The following is a 17,792-nucleotide window of genomic DNA, read 5'->3' as shown; positions in this document are numbered from 1 at the left end:
TCGTTTTAATTTTTTGAGTTTCATTAATTATTGTTTATTGGTTGTGGAGTTTTTAGGGTATTTAATTGCGAATATTTTAATAAAATGATATTTTTATTTTGTTATATGTTTTTTTAAAACAGCATAGTAAAAATATTATCATTAAATGATATAATACTATTAACTTCCTATATCGTTCTGTTATAGATTTGTTAAAAATAAATCGGTAAAATATAACTCCCTTTTTACTGCTTTATAAAGGATTAAACTTTCAACTAACCAAACATTTATTATGAAAAAACTAATGACTAATTTTATTCATTGGAATGCTAACCGCAAGGCCATTCCATTGATTTTATTTTTGTTGCTGAGTAACTTCATTACTGCTCAGGTAAAAGTATCAGGTGTCGTGTCTGATGATAAAGGGCTTTCCATACCAGGGGCTAATATTACTATTGTAGGTACTAAAGTTTCGACTTCAACAGACTTTGACGGGAAATATTCGATCGATGTTCCAGCAAATGGAACTTTATTGTATTCTTTTATCGGATTCAATACTCAAAAAGTTGCTGTTGACGGCAGAAAAACCATAAATGTAATTTTAAAATCAGCTGCGGAAGATCTTAAAGATGTAGTTGTAATTGGTTACGGTACTCAAAAGCGAAAAGATGTAAACAGTGCTATTTCGAGTATCAGCTCAAAAGATATCGAAAACTTAAAAGTAGTTTCTTTTGACCAGATGATGCAGGGTAAAGCGGCAGGGGTAGTGGTAAATAGTAACTCTGGCGAACCGGGAAGTAACGTTTCGGTGAGAATTAGAGGGGTTTCTTCTCTAACAGGAACAAACGAACCTTTATATGTAATTGATGGAGTACCAATGTCTGGAGACGCAAGGAACTCATCTACATCTGGAAGAAATGCTCAGGGAAACTCGAATTTTTCTAATAATGGTAATATTACACAAAGTCCGCTGGCTCTTTTAAATCCAAGTGATATCGAATCGATTGATATTTTAAAAGATGCTTCTGCGACTTCTATTTACGGTTCGCGCGGAGCAAACGGGGTTGTAATTGTAACAACTAAATCAGGAAAGAAAGGAACTGGGAAGTTGTCTTTTGAGAGTTCCTATACAATTAGTAATCTTCCTAAAAAGCTTCATTCTATGGATCTTCAGGAATACGCAAGGCATCAAAATGCATTGTCAGCAGTTTATGATCCAACTTCTTACAGACCAGAATTTGCTCATCCTGAACTTTTAGGAAAAGGTACTGACTGGCAGGATGCCATTTATGAAACGGGATTAATGAGTTCAAATCAGTTGTCATTTTCAGGAGGAAAAGAAGGAATAAATTACTATTTATCAGGAGGTGTTTTAAATCAGGAAGGTATTGTGATTGAATCTGGTTTTAAACGATACAACTTCAGAACTAATATTGATGCTAAAGTAAACAGCTTTATTAAAGTTGGTGTAAACGTAAGTGGTGCTATAACAGATGAAAAACTAACACTCAACGGACAATTTAACGGAGTTGTAGCGACTTCATTACTAGCAACTCCGGATGTGGCGGTTAGAGAATTATCAGGCGCTTTTGCAGGACCTCCTGCGGGCGGAGCAACATCGTTTGTAAATCCTGTTGCTACTTCTTTATTAGGATCAAATACTTTAGTTAGAAAAAACTATTCAGGGAATTTTTATACTCAGGTTGATATTGCCAAAGGTTTGGAATATCGTTTTGAAGTAGGTGGTTATATTTATGACAATTTAGGTCAGCGATTTGATCCAATGTATTCTTTAGGAAACGCAGTAAAAAGTTTTGCCAATTTGTATTATAATCCTTCTTCAGGAAATTCATGGAACTTAAAAAACATGCTGACCTATAGAAAAACAGTGGATAAACACAATTTTACACTTCTGGCTGTTCAGGAATCAAACAGGGCACACTGGCAAGGTTATACGATTACAGGTTATGGCTATAAAGATAACAACGATAAATCGCTAGCAGCTTCAGACTTATCAAAAGCAGTTACAAGCGGAGTTTATTCTGGTACTCAAACGTTGGCTTCTTATTTAGGAAGGGTAGTTTACGATTATGGAGACAGATACGGAATTACAGCTGCGGTTAGAACTGACGGATCTTCAAAATTCTTTGTAGGTAATAAATGGGGTGTTTTCAGCTCGGCAAGTGGTTCATGGAAACTTTCAAATGAAGCTTTTATGGCAGGAACGAAAAAATATGTGGACAATATTAAACTGAGAGCAGGTTGGGGACAAACTGGAAACAATCAGATTGGAAACAATTTATATGATTCTAATCTTCATCTGATTAATAGCACAATGGGAACTTCTTATCTTCCATCAAATTCGGCTAATAAAGATTTGAAATGGGAGACTCAAGAACAGACGAATTTAGGATTGGATTTTACTTTATTTAATTCTTCGCTTTCTGCAACTGTCGATTTGTATAAAAAAGTATCTAAAAATTTCTTGTATCAAGTGCCTCTTCCAAACTTCCTTTCAGGTGGTGGAGATTATGAGGGAGGAGTTAATCCTCCATACTTTAACTTAGGAAGTATGCAGAACAAAGGTCTTGAGGTAACGCTTACTTACAACAAACAGTTTACTCAGAACTTTTCTTGGAATGCCAGTGCCAACTTTACTAAATATGTAAATGAGGTTACAAACATGGCTGGATTAAACATTGTAAAAACAATGGGAACACTAGCTTATAATACTGTTACAGTTTCCAGAACTCAGGAAGGTCTGCCAATTGGTTCATTTTTAGGGTATCAAGCGGAAGGGATTTACAGAACCGATCAGGATTTATTGACTTACGGACATGATAATGGTTCTGGAACAAAAGTAGTTTTGAAAAACGGTACCAACTCATTATTGCCTGAATTTCAAAAAGGAGATGTAATTTATAAAGATCAGAACAACGATGGTGTTATTGATACTAAAGATTTAGTGACAATTGGGAATCCAAATCCAAAATTCACATATGGTTTCACCAATAATTTTAAATACAAAAATGTTGATTTGTCTATCTTTCTTCAAGGAACTTCTGGAAATAAGCTGATGAATTTAACTCGTATGTCGGGTACATTAAATAGTAATTTAGGAACTAATTATTTAACAGAAGCAGCTGATTTTTACTCAGCGACAAATACCAATGCTGCGTTGCCAAGACCATCTGCATATAATGATATTAATAATGCAGTTTCTTCAAGATTTATTGAAGATGGGTCTTATTTAAGAATTCAGAATGTGACTTTAGGATATTCACTTCCTTCTGATATAATTTCAAAAATTAAACTCACAAGATTAAGAATTTATGCTTCTGGTCAAAATCTATACACTTTTACGAAGTATAAAGGATATGATCCTGAAGTAGGTTCATACAATCAGGATGCTTTATTATCTGGTGTAGATAACGGACGCTACCCAGTGCCAAGACAGATTTCTTTTGGTTTTAATGTTGAATTTTAATACGAAATAATATGAAAAATATAATAAAAAGAAGCGGTGCTGTTGCTTTAACAATCATTATGTTAATGTCTTCTTCTTGTTCTCAGGACTTTTTAGATGTACCTGCAGAGGGAGTACCAACAATAGGGAATTATTATGATTCTGATGTAAAGCTGGATAACGCTAGTAACGGACTTTATGGTATTGTATGGTTTAATATGAATAAAGAAGGATTTTATGGTATTACCGATGTTATTTCGGGGAATATGTATGCAGGTCCTTATAATGAGTTTGGAAAATTTACAGATTTGAGTTTTACCAACAGCCAGTCTTTTATTGGTGATTCATGGAGATCATGTTTTGGAGCGGTTGCCAATTGTAATTCTTATATTAATACACTGCCTCAAAGTGTTGGTCCAAACGTTTCAAAAGAAGCTTTGAACAATGCAATGGGAGAAATGCATTTTATTAGAGCCTTTGCTTATTTCTTCTTAGTAAGATTATGGGGAAATGTGCCAATAATCGAAAATAATGCTGATTATTCTAAAAACTTCGTGATTCCGAGTAATCCAGTTGAAGACGTTTATAAATTTATTGAAAATGATTTAAAATTTGCTATCGATAATTTAAGATCAAAAAACAGAGGTTCTGATTACGCGGCAAACGCACATGTGTCTAGCGGATCTGCAAAAGCACTTTTGGCAAAAGTATATTTATATCAAAAGAAATACGATCTGGCAAGAACAATGGCTCAGGAAGTAATCAACAGCGGAGAATTTAAATTATTAGGAGGAGAGGAATTGCCAACCAAATCATTTGCTGATTTATGGCTTCAGAAAAATAATAATAACGAAGAATCTATTTTCTCATGGCAATGGACAGGGGCAGGAACCTATTTCGAAGGAAACTTCTCTAATACATTATTTGCACCAGAAAACAGATTGGTTGAAACTTCTTATTCAGGTCAAATTGCGCCATCTCAAGATTTAATTCATAATGTTTATGAGCCAGGCGATAAAAGAAGAGCTGAAACATTTATGCTTCCTGGAGATTATTATCCAAACTTAATGTATGCACAAACACTGGCAGTAGATTCACCAAAACTTTTGGGATATACTTTTGAAGAAGAAAATGAAGCGCAGAATTCAGGAGCTGGTTTGAAAAAATATGTTATAGGGAAAGAAAATTTATCGATTACTGGACCATTCAATGCACCATTTAATGGAGAAAGTAGTATGAATAGTTATATGATGCGTTATGCTGACCTGCTTTTAATTCATGCCGAAGCAATATTAGGTTCGCAATCGGGAAGTACTTCAGATCCTGCTGCTTTAAAATCATTTAACGCAGTTCGTAAAAGAGCTGGTCTGCCAATTAAAACTTCTATTTCATTTGATGATATTTTCAAAGAAAGACGTGCAGAATTAGCTTGTGAAGGAGATTATTATTTTGATTTAGGACGTTTGCCATTCGCGAAAGCAAAAGCAATTTTAGAAGCACAAAACAGAGGAGATAAAGAAACGCCAAAACACATTACCATTTCGGCATCAAATCTTTTACTCCCTTATCCTGCAGATGATTTAATTAAAAATCCAAAATTAACAGAAGTAGCGCCGTATACTTTTAAATAATTTTAAAAAATAATAGTATGAAAAATATAAAAATTGTTTCGTTAACAATAAGTATGGCGTTGATGCTTTTTCTGACGCTTTTTACTTCATGTTCAAGTGATGACAGTACTGAAGGTTATAATGGCGCTCCTGTAATAGAGTCTGTGATGGCTTCAGGATATAATACAGATGGAAGTCTTAAACCATTAACACCGGTAACATTAGTAGATCCAAAAAACTATTATGTAATTCATGGAAAAGGATTGCTTACTACAAAAAAAGTATACTTTAATGACTTCGATACGTATTTCAGACCAACATTTGTAACTGATACTGACATTATTATATTAGTTGATGAGGATACGCCTTATGCGAATGCTTCTAATCAGTTAAAAGTAGTTACCGATAGAGGAACTGTGGTTTATAATTTGACAGTTGCCCCTCCAGTGCCTACATTCAGCGGTTTTAATTCTATAAACTGTTCAGAAGGAGATCAGGTAATCATAAAAGGTAAATACTTCTTAGATCCTATAGTTACTTTGGCAGAAACACCAACACAACCTGCGGTTCCAGTTACAGTAGTTTCTTCAACTTTAGAGCAGATCGTGGTAAAAATACCGGCAAATGCTAATCACAGATACCTTTCTGTAGCTAATATATCTGGAACAGCAACCTCAAAAGAAGCTATCGGGACAGCATTGTATGATGATGTATTGTATGGTGTGCAATGGGGAGGCCCATGGGCTGGAAAAGGTGTTAATTTTGATTTTGGCGGAGATTCTTATCAAGGCCAAAAATCCTGGAAGTGGGAATTTGGTCAATGGGATGGAGGAAATTGGGGTTTTAATGTTGATTTAACTCCGTACAAAGCATTACGTATTGCTATTAAAGGTTCAAAAACCGGACGAGTTAATTTTAATGTAAATGGCGGTGTAAATTATGTATTGCCTGTTACAACTTCATGGGTGTATCTGGAAATTCCTTTTAGCGATTTAGGAAACCCAACCAGCCTTACAATGCTTACCTTCCAAGAATCAAATAGTGATGGTGGTAATACCGTATTATTTGATGATATAGGGTTTGTATTAAAATAAGAGATTTCTTTTGAGTTAGTTTATGTGATATTCCCTAGTTGAAAAATTAGGGAATATCTTTTTTATGAAAGACTTTAAATTAAAAAAATGAAAAAAATAGTTTTAGGATTGACTTTACTTACTTCGGTTTTAGGTTTTAGTCAGGGAAATACACATAATCAAACAGGTGGGAAATTCGAAGGTCTCGCCATGACACCGCCAATGGGCTGGAATTCATGGAACACTTTCGCAACTAATATTGATGAAAAACTGGTAAAAGAAACCGCTGATATTATGGTGTCATCAGGGTTGGCAGCTGCGGGCTACAATTATATAGTACTGGATGATGGCTGGATGACCAGAGAACGTGACGTAAATGGAGATTTAGTTCCTGACCCGGCTAAATTCCCAAACGGAATGAAATCACTTATTGATTATGTGCATAGCAAAGGTTTGAAATTTGGTTTGTATAATTGTGCAGGTACGCAAACTTGTGCCGGTTATCCTGGAACACGCGGTTATGAATATCAGGATGCCCGTTTTTATGCGAAGCTTGGGATTGATTTTCTAAAATACGATTGGTGTAATACAAAAGGAATAACTGCTCCTGAGGCATACACAACCATGAGTAATGCGTTAAAAACTGCTGGAAGACCAATTGTTTTCAGTCTTTGCGAATGGGGAGACAATCAGCCTTGGGAATGGGGAAAACCGGTTGGGAATCTTTGGAGAATTTCGGGAGATATTTATCCTTGTTTTGACTGTGAATTCAAACATCCAGAAAACTGGTCTTCCTGGGGATTTATGAAAATTGCAGACATGCGCAAAGATATCCGTAAATATTCCGGACCTGATCACTGGAATGATTTTGACATGATGGAAGTAGGGAATGAAATGAATGATATTGAAGATAAGGCGCATTTTAGTATTTGGTGTATGCTGGCGTCACCATTGTTCAGTGGAAATGATTACAGAAAGATGTCAAAAGAAACACTAGCAATTTTAACCAATAAAGAACTGATTGCTGTAAATCAGGATAAATTAGGTATCCAGGGGTTTAAATATCTGGCAGAGGACGGAGTGGAAGTTTGGGTAAAACCATTATCTGACAGGAATTGGGCAGTTACTTTTTTAAACAGAAGTGATATTACCAAAAAAATCAATTTTGACTGGAAAAAGCATATAATTAAAGATACTGATTTTGGTTATGAAGCAAATTTTGGTAAAACACTTTACAAACTGAAAGATCTTTGGAAAAATAAGGAAATCGGTAATACCAAAAAGAATTTTACAGCAGATATTGATTCTCATGATGTAATTACATTACGATTAATTCCATAACACTCTTTAATATGAAAACAGAAGCTAGACTTTTTGTCTATACCTTACTATTAATGTTTTGTTTTACCAATGCTCAATTTGTGAAAAAACATGGTCAGTTAAGTGTTCAGGGGACTCAATTAGTTGATCAGGATAATAATCCGGTAGTTTTACGCGGAATGAGTTTTGGATGGCATAGCATGTGGCCCAGATTTTATAATGAAAAAGCAGTTAAATGGCTAAAAAAAGATTTTAACTGTAACGTAGTTCGTGCGGCTATGGGAATCGAATTAGGAAACATGTCTTATATAAAGGAGCCGCAGTTTTCGAAAGATAAAATTGAGGCAGTTATAAAAGGGGCTATAAAATCGGATATCTATGTAATTATAGACTGGCACAGTCATAATATAAATTTAGAAGAAGCAAAAGCCTTTTTTGCTGAGATATCTAAAAAGTATTCGAAGTATCCAAATATTATTTATGAGGTTTTCAATGAACCGGATGATGAAACCTGGCCACAAATTAAGTCGTATGCTGAAGAAGTTATTAAGATAATAAGAAGTAATGATCCTAAAAATATTATTCTGGTTGGATCCCCGCACTGGGATCAGGATGTGCATCTTCCGGCAGCAGATCCTATTTTAGGATACAATAATATAATGTATACGATGCATTTTTATGCAGCAACACATGGGAAGGAATTAAGAGACAGAACCGATGAAGCAATCAAAAACGGACTTCCGGTTTTTATTTCAGAATCAGCCGGTATGGAGGCTACTGGAGACGGACCTCTAAATATGAATGCTTGGAAGGAATACATCGATTGGATGGAATCCCGAAAGTTAAGCTGGATTACCTGGTCGGTTTCTGATAAAGATGAAACATGTTCAATATTGAAAAAATCTGCAAAATCGGAAGGAAAATGGAAGAATACTGATCTGAAAGAATCAGGAATTAAAGTTCGTAAGTTTTTAATAAAATACAATAGTCAGAAGTAGTATCAGTTATTTTTAGATTATAAGAAAGCCTGTTTGTTTTAACAGGCTTTCTCTGTTTTAAAAGGTCTTTTAGAGCGGTTCATCTAAGCTGATCTCGTGTATTTTTTTGTAGGAATTTTATTTGATTGATTTTTAGCTGTTATTTAATGGTATTCTTTTTTATTTATTTTTGTTTTATGTATTTTTTTGAGTTAACCCCTATTTTTTTTAGGGTGTGTTTCTTTTTGTTTTAAAAAAAAAGATTTAAAAGTGGCTATTTTATTATTTTAAAACTTTTAAACCCTATTTTTTAAGACTTAATATTGAAAAAAGCGTTGTTGAATTTTTAAAAAGCTATCCTTATAAATATCAAATAACGATTATTTTTAATTTAATTTTTGTAATCCGTAATTCTGCTCTAAAAACATTAAAAAAATAGTTTTCGATTATTCTACTCATACAAAAGTTAATAAATTCGCTGAAGAAAATGATGATGATTTAGACCGATTTGAAGTTCAAAAAAAGCAATCGTAATTATAAAAAGATAAAAATTTAACTAACCAGAATCAATTAATAACTAAAACCAATTTACACATGAAAAAAGTATTATGTATTTTATCATTAGCCCTAACAACAAGTTTTGCATTTGCGCAAGATGAAACATCAGAAACCACTCCTTTAGAAATTTCAGGTTCAGGTGATATATATTACAAATATGATTTTGCTAAAGTCCCTAACATTCCGACAAGTTTTGCAACAGACCATAATTCCGTTTCTTTAGGGATGTTGGATATCGCTTTGAAGAAAAAAATAAAAAACATTTCTTTTGTTGGTGAAATTTCTTTTGGACCAAGAGGTCAAAGACAATCGCTTCCAAGTCAGCCAGGTGTAGTATTTGATGAAAATGGTGATATTATTCCAAACGCAACAACTTCTGGAGAATCATTTCATATTCAAAATTTGTATGCTAGTTATGCAGTTACAGATAAACTGACTTTGACAGCGGGTTATATGGGAACATTTATTGGCTATGAGGTGATCTCTCCTGTAGGGAACTTTCATTATTCTACTTCTTATATGTTTACCAATGGTCCATTCCAAAATGCAGGTGTTAAAGCAAATTATGCCATAACTGAGAAATTTGGAGTAATGGTAGGTGCATTTAATGATTCCTGGAATACATATCAGGCAGATCCTCAAAAAGGATTAAATGCTGTCGGTGGTCAATTTTCTTATGTAAGTGATAAGGCAAGTGCTTATTTGAATTTTATGGATGGTTCAGTAAGCGGTACTATTGTTGATTTGACTGCATCATTTCAATTAACAGATAAATTCAAATTAGGTTTAAACGCTGCTGATTTTTCAAATGAAGGTGATGTAGGTTATACAGGAGCGGCTTTGTATCCATCTTATGCAATCAGTGATGCTTTTTCATTAGGAGTTCGTGGTGAATATTTTAAATTTAAAGAAGGTTCTGGAGATACTAATGTTACAGCCTTTACTTTATCAGGAAATTATAAAATAAATGGTTTGACAATTATACCAGAATTTAGACTAGATTCTAATTCAGATGAAGTTATGTTCGTAGATTCTAATTTAGCGCCTGCTAAATCTGCTTCTCAAGTACTTCTGGCTTTAGTTTACGGGTTCTAAAATCAATTATAAAACATACTCTTTCTGGAAAAGAGATAAAGATTGATATTTTTTTTTTTTTTTTGGAAGCTGTCAAAAATTATACATTTTTGGCAGCTTTTTTATATGTTTGAATTTATGATTTTCATTCGGTACAATATTAGTATAACAGCGAAAGAAAACATGCTTAAGAAAAATCTTTAACCTAAATAAATCTTTGTGTACGACTTTTTATGAAAAAAAGATTAGCATGAGCGGTATTAAATCATTTGTATAATGAATAAGCAGATTCAAATGCTCAGTGTTTTTATTTGTTTCTAATGTTAAAGTAGTAGTACTTAAGTTTTATAGTAAGGATTGATTTTTTTGCCTCAGGAATGTCGTAATTATGATTGAATAGGGGTTTCGGATAATTTTTTTTGAATAGTATTTTACAAGTCTTGAAAATCTAATAATAAAAAAAAACGCATTCTCTAAATTTTATCAGGAATGCGTTTTTATTTTAAATGATGCCGTCTATTGAAGTTGCTTTTTGTAAATAGAATAAATGGTGTCTATTGTTTTTCGGTCCAAAATAGCTGTAGTGTCTGTTTGAATATAATGCAGTTTAAAAGCCTGAATCGCTGCTGAAAGATTTTTGGTATTATACCCAATAATTCGTAATGCAGGTTCAATTTTAAAATCAAAAGGCGCTTCTTCCAGAACTTCATCAGGCCAAATTCCGAATCCTTTTTCTGCTAAAGTTTTCCATGGGAATAAAGCACTTGGATCTTGTTTTCTTCCTGGAGCAATATCAGAATGACCTAAAATATTTTGTGTCGGAATATTGTAATCCTTTTTCAGTTTTGTCAAAAGGGCCACTAAACTGCTAATTTGAGCTTCTGTAAAAGGTTTGAAACCATTGTTGTCAAGTTCTATTCCTATTGATGAGGAATTTAAATCCGTGTTTTTACCCCAGCTTGATGCACCGGCATGCCATGCTCTCAAATAGTCATTTAACATCTGAACCACTTTTCCGTTTTCAGAAATGATATAATGTGCACTAACCTGAGTTCTGGTTTTTGTAAACGTACTAACAGTTTGTTGTAGTGAGTCCTGAGCAGTATGATGAATAATAATAAAACTTGGTTTTCTTAAATTGAAATTGACAGTTCCTATCCATTCTGTTGTAATGCCATTTAATAAAGAAGTAGATCCTGTTTTTGAAATTGTATCCTTTACGATCCCTAATTGAGAAGCATAAGTAGTGTCTATAACTACAGGCGGAACAACTGGTGGTATTGGCTGAACTTCTTTACTTGTAATTTGATTTTCTAAAGTTTTAAGCTGCTTATCGTAAACTTTTTCAGTAGTTTTATATGGGTTTTTTGTCCCGCAGGAAGTAATAATAATGGCTGAAATCAGATAAAAAAAATGTTTCTTTAACATGCTTTAATTACATTTAAGGTTGAGTCAGGATTGTTATTCGGCAGGCTTTACTGCTTCAGTATCTTCTTTGACTTCTTTTGACTCTTTATCTTTTTTCTTTTTAGATTTTGGCTTTTTTATTTCTTTAAAATTAGCCATAAAAGTTGTGTATTTTTCAATCTGTCCTGGGTTTAGGAAAGCGGTAATTTTTTTAGTTGTAACTTCTCTTAATGCGGTGATTTGTTCAATTTTCTGATCCTGGCTGCTGCTTTCGTTTTTCAAAAGAACACCTTGTTCTCTCATGCTGTCTGCCAGAACGTTTGTAATGGCAATAACCTGTAGTTCATCAAGATTTACTTCGGGTTTCATCTGCTCCACAATTTTCGCAGCTGTTTCTTCTACAGGAACTTCTTTTGGTTTGCTCGGGCTGCTTTGGGGGCCTTGCATCATGCTTCTGTCCATGCCCATTCCGCCGCCTCTGCCGTAACCGTTTCCATAGCCATTATTGTAGCCATTTCCATATTGCGCTGAAACAGAATGATAGCTTAATAAAGTGAAAACTAAAATAAAAATGGAGTGAATAGGTTTCATAAACTTTAAAATTGATGATTGTTTAGCGTAAATTTAAGCAGGTTCTCCGTATAAATCAAATTCTGTTGCTTCTATTATCCTTATATTAACAAATTCGCCAGTTTTTACATAATGTTTTGAGGCGTCTATTAAGACTTCATTGTCAACATCCGGACTGTCAAATTCTGTTCTTCCCACAAAATGAGCGCCTTCTTTTCTGTCAATAATACATTTGTAAATCTGGCCTATTTTTTCCTGATTCAAATCCCATGAAATTTGTGATTGTAATTCCATGATTTCATTGGCTCTGGCTTGTTTTACATCAGCAGGGACATCATCTTCCAATAAATAAGCATGGGTGTTTTCTTCATGAGAGTAAGCAAAACAGCCCATTCTGTCAAATTTCATTTCCTGAACAAAATCTTTCAAAATTTCAAAATCTTCTTGTGTTTCACCAGGATATCCAACAATTAAAGTGGTTCTGATGGCCATTCCCGGAACCGCAGCACGGAAATCTTTCAGTAACTGAGTCGTTTTCGCCTGAGTTGTTCCGCGACGCATCGATTTTAGAATGTTATCCGAAATATGCTGCAACGGAATATCAATATAATTGCAAATTTTAGGCTCGCGTTTCATTAATTCCAAAACATCCATCGGGAAACCGGTAGGATAAGCGTAGTGCAAACGAATCCATTCAATTCCTTCAACTGCGGCTAATGCTTCTAATAATTCTGCAAGATTTCTTTTTTTATACAGGTCAAGTCCATAATACGTCAGGTCCTGAGCTATTAATATCAATTCTTTTACGCCGTTTTTAGCTAAACCTTGTGCTTCTTTTACTAATTTTTCGATTGGTTGAGAAACGTGTCCTCCACGCATTAGCGGAATGGCACAGAAACTGCATGGTCTGTCACAGCCTTCAGCAATTTTTAAATAGGCGTAATTTTTGGGAGTAGTCGTTAAACGTTCTCCTAGCAATTCATGTTTATAATCTGCACCCAGCGCTTTTAAGAGCTGAGGCAGTTCTGTTGTTCCAAAATATTGATCTACATTCGGAATTTCTTTTTCCAAATCAGGTCTGTAACGTTCGGATAGGCATCCTGTTACAAAAACTTTGTCAACCAAACCTTTGTCTTTTTTATCAGCATATTCCAAAATCATATTTACAGATTCTGCTTTCGCATTATCTATAAAACCACAAGTATTGATTACGATAATGTTTCCTTCTTCTTTTTCAGGTGCTTCATGTTGTACTTCTTTTCCGTTTGCACGAAGCTGTCCCATAAGCACTTCACTATCATATACATTTTTCGAACACCCAAGAGTGATTACGTTAATTTTGTTCTTTTTTAAAGACTTGGTTCTCATACTTTTATAAATTGGAGTGCAAAATTACACTTTTTTATTCAAACACCGCTTGTTTAGGTTTCATTTAGGTGTTTTTTATGAAGCTATTCCTGCTGTCCGCTGTATCTTTTGTGGTGAACCCCACCACAAAAGGATGCCGCTCCCATCAGGGCTAAAAAAAATCCGCCGGGTAAAGACCAGACGGAAATTTTCAATCTTCTATTTTGATTTTTAATTACAATTCAAATAATAAAGTCAGGGAAACATTATTGAGTTTAGAATTGATTTTTGCCGGATTAGTTAAGCCAGTTGCAAAAAATCCCTCATTGGTTTCTCTTTCAGTGTAAGAATAGGCAAGATCAATTTTTGTGCCTCCAAAATTATACCCTAAACCTCCTGAATAGCTGTTTAAATCCCCAATTGTTTTGCCGTCTTTGTAAGGGCTTCCTTCAAAACGATATCCGCCTCGCAGGCTTAATCTCTTGATTTTGTACTCGCCTCCAATTCTTAATTCACCGCTTGTTGTTAGTTGGTTGTCTATGTCGTTGTTCAGTTCTCTGAATCCTGAATCACTCGTCGGTTTGAATTTAGTATTTCCGTAGTCTTTAATAGAATAATCAACGCTAATTAAACCGGTTTTTCCGAATATATAAGCCCCGCTAAAAGTGAATTTTCCCGGAGTCTGCAGGGTGTAAGGTTTGTAAACGTTGGTAATATTAGGATTTACAGTATAATCAAAAACCTCATTTGCGCTATTTTCTGTTGTGGTAAATAAACTTTGGGTAATTTCATCATATAACTCATACCATGTATTCGATTCGTATGCTAAACCAATTCGAAAAGAATCTGTGATTTTTCCAATTGCTCCCAGTTGAAATGAAAAACCATTGCCATATGTGTAGATTTCGTTATTAAAACGCAAATTCGAAATTGTTTCTCTGACTTGCAATGGGTTTGCGTTGTCCTCGTAAAAAGTTCTTGTGCTTCTGTGATCCGTAACATGGACATTTAAATTAGCTCCTAAATAAAGTCTGTCATTATAGGATGTTGCTATATTAAAACTTAATTTACTGTTGTATCCAACAGTATGAACTTCGTTTTCCTGATAATATTCACCTTTTGCAGGGTCGCTTCCTGCAGGAACATTTGTTAGGTATTGTGTATTATTGGCAGTATTAGAAGCCGGTATGATAACTTTTCCTCTAAGTCCGAAATAAGCCTGTTGTTGACTGTAGGATTGATCTCTATAATCCAGATTTGTATTTCTTAGTTCTATTCCGTTGGCATATGCTAAAAAATAATCATCTATAGAATTGTTTGTGTTGGTTCCTACTGAAACTGTTTTGTTGCTGAAATTGTTTGTGTTTTCATAATTGGCTCCAATAGTTATTTTTTTCCAGTTGTTGTTTGGATTCATGGTGTTGAATACAAAAACAACTCCGGCCTGATTTAAAACCGATGAATTGTCTTTTGCAGACATTACATTGTTGAAATAACTAGAATTGTTTTTAATGTTCTGATTGCTAAAAGTCAGTCCAGCCTGGTTGTTGTTAAATATTGCAGATCCTGCAGGGTTTGCAGATAACGATGATAAATCTCCGCCAACAGCTCCGAAAGCTCCGCTCATAGCTCTGAAACGGGCAGTTCCGTTTATGTTATCCTGTGCGTATCGTACACCATCCGAAATTTCCTGAGAATAAGAGACGCTGGCAGTTAATCCTGTTATAATTAGGATGAATATTTTTTTCATTTTTTGTTGAATTTGATTTGTAACTAAATACGCTGAAGAATGAAATTGTTACCTTCTTCCACCGCCACCGCCACCATACGATCTGCCGCCACCACCGCCTCCTCCAGAGGATCTCATGCTTCCGCCACCGCCGCCGCTACTATTGTATGAACGGGAAGGGGAAGAACTAGGTGCTGAATAACTTCTTGACGAATTGCTGCTATTGTTGTTGTAATTGTAAGTTCTGTTTGAGTTAGTAGTACTTGATCTTCTGCTTGAATCGTAACTGCTATTGTTTTGATTTGAGCTTCTTCTGTCTGAAAAAGTAGGACTTGATGTTCTGTTTGTTGATGATCCTCTTCTGTAATCTGAAAAGGTGTTTTGTCTGTTTGTATTGTAACTTCTGTTTGTAGTGTAGTTTCTGTTGCTGTTATAGCTTCTGCTTGTGTTGTAACTTCTATTTGTGCTATAGCTTCTGTTTGACGTATAATTTCTTCCGCCATAGTAAGCAGCAGATCCTCTTCTTCCGTAATTATAGGAATAGTTGTTATATCTGTATCCATAGCCATAAGCAGGTCCCCAATAGCCGGAATATCCCCATCCCGGTCCCCAATAAGCAGGGTAGCCCCATCCGTATCCAGGATAACCCCATCCGTATCCGGAATAACCCCAATAGCCTCCGTATCCTCCCCATCCGTAATATGGATATCCAAAGCCATAACCAAATCCCATTGACCACATTGGGCTGGAATAAACGTTGACTGAGACTTCTGAATTGCTGCTTCCCCATGAAGGGTAAGATGATACTGAGGTAACTTGTGTGCTGTCATTTTCTGCGTAATTACCATAGCTGTCTACGTCAGTAAATATTTCGGTAGGCATTCCGTCGTTTTGAAGTGATTTAAAATAATCCTGATATTGATTATTGGCAGGAGTAGTATTTGACTGAGTGTAATTACGGCTATTGCCATAAACTCCATCATTATCATTATACGAACTGTTTTGGTAAGAACCACACGATGCTAATAAAAAACTCAACAATCCAATTAGATAGAAATAAGCTGAGTTTTGTCGGAGTGAAGTATAAGTTTTCATATCTGTGGTGTTTTTTATTGTTGCACATTACAAAAATAGTTAGTTTTGCCAAACTATTTAGTTAAAAAAAATAAAACAAAATTTGTGCCAAAATATTCAATATGAGCAAGAACCTCACTACAAGAGCAGAAGATTATTCGAAATGGTATAACGAACTGGTTGTTAAGGCAGATTTAGCCGAAAATTCAGGTGTAAGAGGCTGTATGGTGATTAAGCCGTACGGATATGCTATTTGGGAAAAAATGCAGGCTGAATTAGACAGAATGTTTAAAGAAACCGGACATCAAAATGCATATTTTCCTTTATTCGTGCCAAAAAGCATGTTTGAAGCTGAAGAAAAAAACGCCGAAGGATTTGCAAAAGAGTGTGCGATTGTAACGCATTATAGATTAAAAAATGATCCTGATAAACCTGGAAAGCTAATGGTTGATCCGAATGCTAAATTAGAGGAAGAGCTTATTGTTCGTCCAACAAGTGAGGCAATTATCTGGTCTACATACAAAGGGTGGGTGCAATCGTATAGAGATTTACCTTTATTGATTAATCAATGGGCGAATGTAGTACGTTGGGAAATGCGTACGCGTTTATTTTTGAGAACTGCTGAATTTTTATGGCAGGAAGGACATACTGCGCATGCTACAAAGGCAGAAGCGGTAGAGGAATCAGAAAAAATGATGAATGTGTATGCGGATTTTGTAGAGAATTTTATGGCGATTCCGGTTGTAAAAGGAGTGAAAACCGAAACAGAACGTTTTGCCGGGGCAGATGAAACATATTGCATAGAGGCTTTAATGCAGGATGGAAAAGCATTGCAGGCAGGGACATCTCACTTTTTAGGTCAGAATTTTGCAAAAGCTTTTGATGTTAAGTTTGCGAATGCAGAAGGAAAACAGGAGCATGTTTGGGGCACCTCATGGGGAGTTTCAACCCGTTTAATGGGGGCTTTGGTGATGACACACTCCGATGATCAGGGACTGGTTTTACCTCCAAATTTAGCGCCTATACAAGTGGTAATTGTGCCAATTTATAAAACAGATGAACAATTGGCTGAAATAACAGCAGCAGTTAATGACCTGACGGCTAAACTTAGAAAGCTGAGAATTTCAGTTAAGTATGATGACAGAACGACCCAAAAACCGGGATTCAAGTTTGCTGAATGGGAATTAAAAGGAGTTCCTGTTCGAATTGCAGTAGGTCCAAAAGATTTAGAAAACGGAACTTTTGAGGTAGCAAGACGCGATACTTTGACAAAAGAGACGGTTTCTGGTGAAGGAATTGTAAATTATATAAATGAATTATTAGAGCAAATCCAGTCGGATTTGTTTAATAAAGCATTAGACTATCGAAATAACCATATTACGGAAGTAAATAGTTTTGAGGAGTTTAAACAGGTTTTAGATGGTAAAGGCGGATTTGTTTCGGCTCATTGGGACGGTACCGCTGCAACCGAAGAGAAAATAAAAGACCTGACAAAAGCAACGATTCGATGCATTCCTTTAAGTCATGCAGAAGAGGTGGGAAGCTGTGTGTTTACTGGGAATCCGTCTACAAAAAGAGTGTTGTTTGCTAAGGCATATTAAAAAAAAA

General features: G+C 35.1%; 12 protein-coding genes. 7 read left to right on the top strand and 5 right to left on the bottom strand.

Annotated features, from left to right (window positions below):
- The first annotated feature begins 271 nt into the window (after positions 1–271).
- From OZP09_RS06500 to OZP09_RS06475, 6 genes are all read left to right on the top strand, one after another.
- Positions 272–3,466, top strand: a complete 3,195-nt coding sequence (locus OZP09_RS06500; protein ID WP_281310481.1) for a SusC/RagA family TonB-linked outer membrane protein — start codon at positions 272–274, stop codon at positions 3,464–3,466.
- Between the two features lie 11 nt (positions 3,467–3,477).
- Complete coding sequence (locus tag OZP09_RS06495; protein WP_269237082.1) at positions 3,478–5,076, top strand: RagB/SusD family nutrient uptake outer membrane protein; 1,599 nt, start codon at positions 3,478–3,480, stop codon at positions 5,074–5,076.
- A gap of 17 nt (positions 5,077–5,093) precedes the next feature.
- Positions 5,094–6,149 carry a hypothetical protein gene (locus tag OZP09_RS06490; RefSeq protein WP_269237081.1) on the top strand — a complete coding sequence of 352 codons (1,056 nt, stop codon included), beginning with the start codon at positions 5,094–5,096 and terminating at the stop codon, positions 6,147–6,149.
- Between the two features lie 87 nt (positions 6,150–6,236).
- Positions 6,237–7,469, top strand: coding sequence for a glycoside hydrolase family 27 protein (locus tag OZP09_RS06485; RefSeq protein ID WP_269237080.1), 1,233 nt, complete (start codon positions 6,237–6,239; stop codon positions 7,467–7,469).
- An 11-nt stretch (positions 7,470–7,480) separates the two neighbouring features.
- On the top strand, positions 7,481–8,446 hold the full coding sequence (locus OZP09_RS06480; RefSeq protein WP_269237079.1) for a glycoside hydrolase family 5 protein: 966 nt from the start codon (positions 7,481–7,483) through the stop codon (positions 8,444–8,446).
- Between the two features lie 573 nt (positions 8,447–9,019).
- The gene (locus tag OZP09_RS06475) at positions 9,020–10,078 is read left to right on the top strand and encodes an outer membrane beta-barrel protein (protein ID WP_269237078.1); all 1,059 of its coding nucleotides are present in this window, start codon (positions 9,020–9,022) and stop codon (positions 10,076–10,078) included.
- 495 nt (positions 10,079–10,573) lie between these two features.
- Here the strand turns inward: OZP09_RS06475 and OZP09_RS06470 are convergent, their stop codons facing one another.
- From OZP09_RS06470 to OZP09_RS06450, 5 genes are all read right to left on the bottom strand, one after another.
- Entirely contained in the window at positions 10,574–11,485 is a 912-nt protein-coding gene (locus OZP09_RS06470; protein WP_281310480.1) for an N-acetylmuramoyl-L-alanine amidase, read from the bottom strand.
- Between the two features lie 33 nt (positions 11,486–11,518).
- Positions 11,519–12,055 (bottom strand): hypothetical protein, encoded by a 537-nt coding sequence (locus OZP09_RS06465; protein ID WP_269237077.1) that lies wholly within the window; start codon positions 12,053–12,055, stop codon positions 11,519–11,521.
- A gap of 33 nt (positions 12,056–12,088) precedes the next feature.
- A complete protein-coding gene (gene rimO / locus OZP09_RS06460; protein WP_269237076.1) occupies positions 12,089–13,402 on the bottom strand; it encodes a 30S ribosomal protein S12 methylthiotransferase RimO in 1,314 nt (437 codons plus the stop codon).
- Between the two features lie 214 nt (positions 13,403–13,616).
- Entirely contained in the window at positions 13,617–15,131 is a 1,515-nt protein-coding gene (locus OZP09_RS06455) for an OmpP1/FadL family transporter (RefSeq protein WP_269237075.1), read from the bottom strand.
- Between the two features lie 48 nt (positions 15,132–15,179).
- Positions 15,180–16,205, bottom strand: coding sequence for a hypothetical protein (locus tag OZP09_RS06450; protein WP_269237074.1), 1,026 nt, complete (start codon positions 16,203–16,205; stop codon positions 15,180–15,182).
- A 101-nt stretch (positions 16,206–16,306) separates the two neighbouring features.
- Between OZP09_RS06450 and proS the strand changes: the two genes are divergently transcribed.
- Positions 16,307–17,785, top strand: a complete 1,479-nt coding sequence (gene proS, locus OZP09_RS06445; protein ID WP_281310479.1) for a proline--tRNA ligase — start codon at positions 16,307–16,309, stop codon at positions 17,783–17,785.
- Positions 17,786–17,792 lie beyond the last annotated feature (7 nt).

This window comes from Flavobacterium flavigenum (assembly GCF_027111255.2).
In the GTDB taxonomy this organism is placed as follows: domain Bacteria; phylum Bacteroidota; class Bacteroidia; order Flavobacteriales; family Flavobacteriaceae; genus Flavobacterium; species Flavobacterium flavigenum.
Note: the sequence above shows the minus strand (reverse complement) of the source record. Positions and strands in the feature narration are given on the sequence as shown.